Origin of the sequence: Corynebacterium sp. MSK035, assembly GCF_030232615.1 — a bacterium.
Taxonomy (GTDB): Bacteria; Actinomycetota; Actinomycetes; order Mycobacteriales; family Mycobacteriaceae; genus Corynebacterium; species Corynebacterium jeikeium_D.
This window is the reverse complement of sequence record NZ_JASPJP010000011.1, coordinates 81263-89127: the sequence shown is the minus strand read 5'-3', so window position 1 is coordinate 89127 and position 7865 is coordinate 81263. Positions and strand designations below refer to the sequence as shown.

Annotated in this window: 7 protein-coding genes and 1 other RNA gene; 4 read left to right on the top strand and 4 right to left on the bottom strand. The window is 58.1% G+C overall.

The annotated features are described in order from the left end of the window. Positions 1 to 98: 98 nt before the first annotated feature. Positions 99 to 483: a transfer-messenger RNA gene (gene ssrA, locus QP978_RS08150) on the bottom strand. 357 nt (positions 484 to 840) lie between these two features. Between ssrA and QP978_RS08145 the strand changes: the two genes are divergently transcribed. After that, positions 841 to 1236 (top strand): DUF3887 domain-containing protein, encoded by a 396-nt coding sequence (locus tag QP978_RS08145; RefSeq protein ID WP_016423247.1) that lies wholly within the window; start codon positions 841 to 843, stop codon positions 1234 to 1236. A gap of 28 nt (positions 1237 to 1264) precedes the next feature. Here QP978_RS08145 and smpB read toward each other — a convergent pair whose 3' ends face one another. Beyond that, on the bottom strand, positions 1265 to 1768 hold the full coding sequence (gene smpB / locus QP978_RS08140; protein ID WP_038626299.1) for an SsrA-binding protein SmpB: 504 nt from the start codon (positions 1766 to 1768) through the stop codon (positions 1265 to 1267). Between the two features lie 178 nt (positions 1769 to 1946). Here smpB and QP978_RS08135 point away from each other — a divergent pair, with 178 nt between their 5' ends. From QP978_RS08135 to QP978_RS08125, 3 genes are all read left to right on the top strand, one after another. Further along, complete coding sequence (locus QP978_RS08135) at positions 1947 to 3590, top strand: AbgT family transporter (protein ID WP_284857046.1); 1644 nt, start codon at positions 1947 to 1949, stop codon at positions 3588 to 3590. 163 nt (positions 3591 to 3753) lie between these two features. Beyond that, the gene (locus QP978_RS08130; RefSeq protein WP_048733555.1) at positions 3754 to 4521 is read left to right on the top strand and encodes an alpha/beta hydrolase family protein; all 768 of its coding nucleotides are present in this window, start codon (positions 3754 to 3756) and stop codon (positions 4519 to 4521) included. A 20-nt stretch (positions 4522 to 4541) separates the two neighbouring features. Beyond that, entirely contained in the window at positions 4542 to 5516 is a 975-nt protein-coding gene (locus QP978_RS08125) for a cation diffusion facilitator family transporter (protein ID WP_016423250.1), read from the top strand. Positions 5517 to 5545: 29 nt separating this feature from the next. Here the strand turns inward: QP978_RS08125 and QP978_RS08120 are convergent, their stop codons facing one another. Continuing rightward, complete coding sequence (locus tag QP978_RS08120; RefSeq protein WP_284857045.1) at positions 5546 to 7354, bottom strand: ABC-F family ATP-binding cassette domain-containing protein; 1809 nt, start codon at positions 7352 to 7354, stop codon at positions 5546 to 5548. Continuing rightward, positions 7338 to 7853 carry an NUDIX hydrolase gene (locus tag QP978_RS08115; RefSeq protein ID WP_049171266.1) on the bottom strand — a complete coding sequence of 172 codons (516 nt, stop codon included), beginning with the start codon at positions 7851 to 7853 and terminating at the stop codon, positions 7338 to 7340. The genes QP978_RS08120 and QP978_RS08115 overlap by 17 nt, the downstream gene beginning before the upstream one ends. Positions 7854 to 7865: the final 12 nt, after the last annotated feature.

The window sequence follows — 7865 nt, the reverse complement described above, 5'->3', positions numbered from 1 at the left end:
AAAAGGCCCCATGAAGTAACAAACGGTGTGCCCGCCCCGCAACACGCCGAGCGGACACACTTTTTGCTACTTAACCCGTAATGACCGGGGATTTTAATCTGTGGAGCTGCCGAGAATTGAACTCGGGTCCACCGCCAACTCGCCAGGGCTTCTCCGTGCGCAGTTCGCACGATCGCCTCTACTCGACCCTTCGGCTCAGGCAAACATGTCCGAATGACGGGCCCAGCCGCAAGTAAGAAGATCCCTGATGAGCCTTACGGCACACCCATCGGGCGAGCCCTTTTAAGTCGATGCCAGGGTCCGGACCAAAGGGCAAGCCCGGTCTGACAGACACGCTAGTCGCTTAATTAGGCAGCGAGAGCGTAGTCGCGCTGAGTGTTCTCGGCGCTTAATCAGTTGCTACGACGCTTAAACGGTGGTCTCTAGCCTGCACCGGCACGCTTCCCCTGGCTCACTGTACGGTGTCGAAACCATGTCAGCCCCATACAATGCCTTCGAGCACGGGAAAGTGCGTTGCGCTCAAAGGATGTTCAAGAATAACGCTTTACGACGGGAAAAGTCAACAAGCTTCGCCGCAAGGCTCCGCCCCCCCCACCCGAATGTCAACTCCGGGTTGACACTGACGTCAACCAATGGTTGACTGCAGTCATGGATCCATTGACGACAATCCGTCACCGACTGCAAGCAACGAACATTGCCGAACAAGAACTTGAAGATGCCGTGGCGCAGGCTCGCGCAGCGGGCCATTCATGGGCAGAGATTGGAAATGTACTCAATATCTCCCGGCAAGCGGCATTCAAGCGGTTCGGAAGTGTCCAAAACCCCGTTTCAGGAGAATTGATGACTGCCACAAAAACTACACATATCGCCGAGCTCGGCGAAAAATTCCTTCGCCACATCATCAACGGCGAAGAAGCAGAAACCGTAAGCATGATTTCCCCAAAGCTCCGGAAGGATCTCCCCTGGTCCACTATCTACTCTGTCTGGGAAGATGTTCTCACCGAGACTGGGGCGTTCGAATCTTTCGACGACACCCAAGTCACCAGCCTCGGGGGAACCAGGACTAAGGAACCGACCTCGCAGAAACTCCTGTCGAAGATTCTCGGCACAAGTCTCGTCATCACCACCCTCAAACATGAGGCTGGCGAATGGATGGCTCGAGTTGCCTTTGACCGTCACGAAAACGTCATTGGCCTACTCATCCTCCCAGTCGATGCGACTGAGTTCCCCTTCTAAAAAGGGTTTCTTCTAATGAAGACCTCTTTTACCCCTTGATGCCCTTCACACGACGGCCCAGCGCACGAGTAGCTTCGCGCTCCTCCGTGCGGCGCTTGATGTCCTGGCGCTTGTCATAATCCTGCTTACCGCGGGCGAGTGCGAGCTCGACCTTCAAGCGGCCGTCGGTGAAATACAGCTTCAGGGGTACAAGCGTGTTGTTGCCATCGCGGACCTTGCCCCACAGGGTGTCAATCTCCTTGCGGTGCAACAACAGCTTGCGCGAGCGACGCGGTGAGTGATTAGTCCACGAACCGTAGGAGTACTCCGGGATATGCAGCCCGCGGAGCCACACTTCGCCGTCGTCGATGGTCGCGAAGGCGTCATTAAGCGATGCTTTGCCCTCGCGCAGCGCCTTGACCTCAGTGCCCACGAGAACGACACCGCATTCGTAGGTGTCCAGAATGTTGTAGTCATGGCGGGCACGACGATTGGTGGCCACCACCGCGTTGTTGGCGCTGACCTTTTCTTTCTTCGACTTCTTCTTGCCCATAACCTGATTAACTCTAGTCGAAGAAGGTGCACTACAGCTATTCCCTAGCTATTCCCTTAACTTTCCCTTATGCGCCTGCTCGCACCCGACATACATATGCCTCTGGCCTTTTACGTTGTGACGCAACTTACTTTCCCCTAACCTTTTACCAACGTCTAACACAGAGGGATTTATATATATGGGACAGTCAAAAACGTTGGAACCGGACAAAGCGCCACCGAAGCCAAAGGGGTTCCTAGCAACACTGGAACGTATCGGCAACGCACTGCCAAATCCATTTTGGCTATTCGTGATTCTTGCCGGTGTAGTCATCGTTTCTTCGTGGCTCGGTGAGGCTGCGGGTATGCAGGCCAAGGATCCCGCGTCGGGTGACATCATCGAGGTGGAAAGCCTTGCTACCGCAGAGTACCTGCAAAAGATGGTCTCTGAGGCGGTAACGAACTTCACGGACTTCGCACCAGTTGGCCTGATTCTGGTGTGCATGCTCGGTGTCGCAATTGCGGAGTACTCCGGTTACATCGGCTCGGCAATCCGCGCGGCAATTTCCAAGGTGCACTCCCCTGTCCTGCTGACATTCATTGTTGCACTGGCCGGCGTGACTGGTTCAATCGCTTCTGATGCCGTCTACGTGATTCTCATTCCGCTGGGTGCCGCCTCATTCGCCGCAGTTGGTCGTAACCCTATTGTCGGTGCGATGGTCGCCTTTGCCGCCTCGTCGGCCGGGTTCAATTCGTCACTGGTGCTCAACATCACCGATGTGCTGCTGGCAGGTATCTCCACGCATGCAGCGCACTTCGTGGATCCGGAATACGTAGTTTCACCGCTGGCCAACTACTTCTTCACTATGGCCTCGTCGATTGTGCTGGCTCTGATTATTACCGCCGTTACTGAACTGTTTATTACCAAGCACGTGGAGAAGACCGTCCACGACGACCACATTGACCACGATGCCGCGGAATTCACCAAACCGGGCGCTTCGGAGGAAGCTGCCGAGGAAAACGCCAAGAAGGAGGAGCGGAACACCGCATCTAGCAGCTCCAGCAATGGCCGCGACAAGCTAATCCTCAACGATGCCGAACGACGTGGCCTCCGCTACGGCAACATCGCCGCTGTCATCTTCCTGGCGCTTTGGTTCGCTGCCCTGTTCATCCCGGGTTCGCCTCTGCGCGGCGAAGGCGACGGCATCTTGAATTCCGTGCTGCTTACCGACGTCGTGGTGTCCATTGCCCTCTTCTTCGCCGTGGTCGGTATTGCGTACGGCATTGGCGCCAAGACCATCACCTCCTCTGCAGATGTGCCCGCCTTCATGGAACGTGGCCTGGGCACACTGACCACAATGATGGTGCTCTTCTTCGCTGTTTCGCAGTTCACGGCCTACTTCAAGTGGTCCAATATCGGCCAGTGGACCGCCATCAAGGGCTCCGAATTCCTGACCAAGGCGGATCTGCCGCCACTGTTGCTCTTTGCTGCCTTCGTCCTGATGGTGGCTGTTCTCAACATGCTGATTACCTCGGGCTCTGCACAGTGGGCACTGATGGCGCCGGTCGTGGTGCCGATGCTGATGTACGTCAACGTCTCCCCGGAGGTCTCTCAGCAGCTATTCCGTATTGGTGACTCCCCGACCAACATCATTACACCGATGTCGCCGTACTTTGCGCTGGCCTTGACCTTCCTGCAGAAGTACTACAAGCCGGCGGGTGTCGGCACGCTGATGTCACTGGCCATCCCGTACTCGTTGTGCATGCTGGTGGGCTGGTTCCTATTCTTTGTCGTGTGGTATCTCGCGGGCATTCCGCTGGGGCCGGGGGTTCCGGTGCGTTAACTCACAGCCACTAGGAGATTGAGGGATTGGTCGAGTTTTTCGCCCAATCCCTCACTTATTTGTGGCACCCGGGCTTAATATTGCGTACGGTCGCCACCACAACGGGCGTCGTAAAGCGAAAACGTACACACATTGAGCACACACTGAGACGCGGATATAACCTATGCCAACAAAGCACCTAAAATTTACGGGATCGACCGGCGAGACTCTGGCTGCATCAATTGATTTGCCGGACGGTCAGCCACGCGCGTGGGCGCTATTTGGTCATTGCTTCACGTGTAATCGGATGGTGCCCGGCGCGTCACGCACCTGCAAGGCGCTGGCGAAGAAGGGCATTGCGGCATTCCGGTTCGACTTCACTGGCCTCGGGCAGTCCACTGGTGATTTCGGTGAGACGACGTTCCAGACCAACATCGATGACCTTAAGGCCGCCTACGAGTTCATGGAGGCAGAATTTGAGGCCCCCTCGCTACTGATTGGGCACTCGCTCGGTGGCGCAGCGGCGCTGAACGCCGGCCACGATATGCCGAAAATCAAGGCGGTAGCGACAATCGGTGCACCCTTCGATCCGGCACACTCGATTGTGCGCATCGCCGGTGACATTTCGACGGTCGATGAGCACGGCACGCAGGTTCTGCAGATTGAAGGTCGTGGCATTCCCATCTCCCGTGAGTTCTTGGAAGTGTTGGCGGACTACAACCCGGAGGTTTATCTCAGCCAGCTGCGCAAGCCACTGCTTATTCTGCACTCCCCGACCGACCAGACTGTTGGTATCGATAGCGCCCAGAAGATTTTCCAGGTCTCTCGCTATCCAAAATCCCTGATGAGCTTGGATCGCGCAGACCACTTGCTCACTCGCGCTAAGTCCGCCGCGCGCGCTGCTGACCTGATTTATGCGTGGGCGGATAGCTATCTTCCGGAGGCTGAATAGCCCTGTTATCATTAGGGGTTATGGACACAACTGAACACTCTGGCCACTCACACGGCCACGGTCATTCACACGGTCATTCACACGGCCATGACCACGCTCATATTGACCCCGCGAATACTCCTGCCCGTCGCCTGCTCGCAGCTGCGGGTCTAACTCTTGTCGTATTTCTCGCCGAGCTCATCGGCGGCTTGGTCTCGGGTTCACTGGCGCTGCTGGCAGATGCCGGCCATATGGTGACGGACTCCGCAGGCCTGCTTATGGCAGTTGCCGGTTTGGCTATCGCCCAGCGCGGAGCCAATCACCGCGCGACGTACGGGTACCGTCGTGTTGAGGTTCTGACTGCTCTCGTCAACGGTCTGACAGTTTTCATCATTGCCGCTGTGATTCTCTGGGGCGCAATCCGGCGATTCGGGTCAGTGGAGCAATCTGAGATTCAAACCACGTCGATGCTCATCATCGCAGTCATCGGCCTGCTCACCAATGTGATTGCGGCGTTTCTGCTCGCCGGCGCTGCCAAGGAAAGCGTCAACGTCCGCGGCGCGTATCTGCACGTGCTTGTCGACGCCGCTGGTTCGGTCGCCGTCATTATCTCCGCTATCGCTATCGCATACACCGGCTGGACTGCCATCGACTCGGTGGTCTCTATCGTGATTGCGCTCTTCATCGTCCCCCGAGCCGCCGTTCTGGTGCGCGACTGTCTCCACGTGTTGCTGGAGTACACCCCGAAGGGCGTCGACACTGAGAGAATCACTGCTGACCTGTCTGACTTGGACGGAGTGGTCGATGTCCACGATCTCCACGTCTGGTCCCTCAACGGCAGCGACCTACTGGCATCTGTCCATCTCGTGCGCTGCGACACGCTCCCCAACGGCGACGAGCACGCATTGCTCGACCGCGCGCAGGCACTGCTTCACGACGTCCACGGGATTGAACACGCCACGGTGCAAATTGAAAGAACCGGGCACGCTGACCACGAGTACCCGGCTCATACCTAAAATGTTCGGCTAGTAGCTGAAGTAAGATGCTAGCCCTCGAGCTGCTCCCCTAGCTCCAGCCACTCCATCTCCAGCTCTGCCTTCTGCTCAACCACCTCCGCAGCACGGCGATCGAGGTCCGCCAGCTTTTGTGTGTCCAAGTTGGCTACATCAGCACTCGCTTCCGCCATCTGCGCATGCAGTTCACTTTCTTGCTGGCTGAGCTTCGCCATCTTCCGCTCCAGAGCACTCATCTTCTTCTGGACAGCATGAGCTTCCGCAGCTGAGAGCTTCGATGTCTCTTCGGCAGCATCATCTTCACGAGTTCGCGTGGCAGTGACGCGTGCACCCCTGTCAGCCAGCTGTGCGCGGCGCTGGAGGTACTGACCAATCCCACCTGGCAGGTTCGTCAGCTCACCATCGCCGAAAAGGGCCCAGGTCGAGTCCGCAATACGCTCAATCAGGTAGCGGTCGTGCGAGATGACCACCAACGTGCCCGGCCAATTGTCCAGCAGGTCTTCCAATTCCTGCAGCGTGTCAATATCCAGGTCATTCGTCGGCTCGTCGAGCAGCAGGAAGTTCGGCTCACTCATCAACACGCGTGTGAGTTGCAAGCGGCGACGCTCACCGCCGGAGAGGTCTGCGATTGGGGTGCGCTGCCGCTTCGGGGAAAAACCCAGTCGCTCCGCCAGTTGCGAGGCGCTAATCTGCTTCTTGCCCAGGTCAATGTAGGTCGCCACGTCCTCCACAGCGTCGAGCACACGCATATCCAGCGGCAGATCATCGAGCTCCTGTCGCAGCCAACCCAGACGCACCGTCTTGCCCTCAATCCGCTTGCCATCGCTTAAGGGGTAGTCTCCCGCCAATGCGCGCAACAAAGTCGTCTTACCCGAGCCGTTGACACCGACCAGGCCAATGCGCTCGCCGGGGGCCAGACGCCACGTGACGTCGTTAAGCAATTCCCTACCATCGGGCGTTTCCAGGGACGCATGCTCTAGCTCTACGACCACCTTGCCCTGTCGACGCTGCGAAAACGCCATCAACTCCACGGAATCACGCGGCGCCGGGACATCGGCGATGAGAGCCTCAGCTGCTTCGATGCGGTAGCGAGGCTTCGAGGTGCGGGCCGGCCCACCCCGGCGCAACCACGCGAGTTCCTTACGCGCAAGGTTCTGGCGACGCTGCTCGGCGGCATCGGCTTGGCGCGCACGCTCGGCACGCGCGAACGTCCAGTCGTTGTAACCGCCATCGTAAAAATCGACGGTGCCATCGTGGACTTCCCACGTCTTCGTGGCAACGGTATCCAGGAACCAACGATCGTGCGTGACGACGACCAGGGCTGCCCGGCGCGAAAGAACATGATCGGCCAACCACTGCACACCCTCAATATCGAGGTGGTTCGTTGGCTCATCGAGAATGAGCAGATCCAGATCTCGGACCAGCGCGGCCGCCAGGTTAACGCGACGGCGCTCACCACCGGAGAGATTGGCGACCTTGGTATCCATACCGAGGTCATTGATACCGATGCCATCGAGGACCTCGCGGATGGAAGCGTTACCCGCCCACTCGTGTTCAGCGAGTCCCAGCGGTGCAATGACGCACTCAAACACGGTGGAATTCGGGTCGAGCTCGGCGCCCTGGGTGACATGCGCCATGGCCATGTCGTTGGCTCGCGAAATACGTCCGGAGTCCGCTGGCTCCACGCCTGCCAGAATCTTCAGCAGTGTGGACTTGCCGCCACCGTTCAAACCGACAACACCGATGCGGTCGCCCTCTTGAACACCGAGGCTGACGCCGTCGAGCAGAGTCTTGAGCCCGAAGGACTTAGAAATATTCTCGCAATTAATCAGATTCGCCATGATGAGTATTTATTGTGCCCCATTCGACGTTGCCAAGCACACGCCGGACATACCAGGCCACCGGCAGCTCATCGAACTGCTCTCGGGTTACCCATTTAAATTCCGGATGCTCGCCGCTGAGCTGGACATTCTGCGTGTCGTCGGCCTCGCGTACTAGAAAGGTCACCGTGTGGAAGCGGAAATTCTCCCCGCCCAAGTCCGGATTGGAATAATGGGCAAATTCGCTGACCTCCGCTGCGCGCAAGCCGGCCTCTTCACGCAGTTCGCGCACAGCGGCCTCCACGGGCTCCTCCCCCGCGTCTAGCTTGCCACCGGGCAAATCCCACTGGCCCCCGAGGAAGCCCTCGTATTCACGCAGCAGAAGCAGCAAGCGGTCACCGCGGAAAACTATGCAGTTGCACACCCAGCCGTCGTCGTCAGGCCAGAACTTAGTCCAAGCCAGGCTGCGCGGTTCGCGCCGGCCGATCTCGGCCCTACTGGGGGTGTCGTCACGGTGCATGGGGAAAGATTG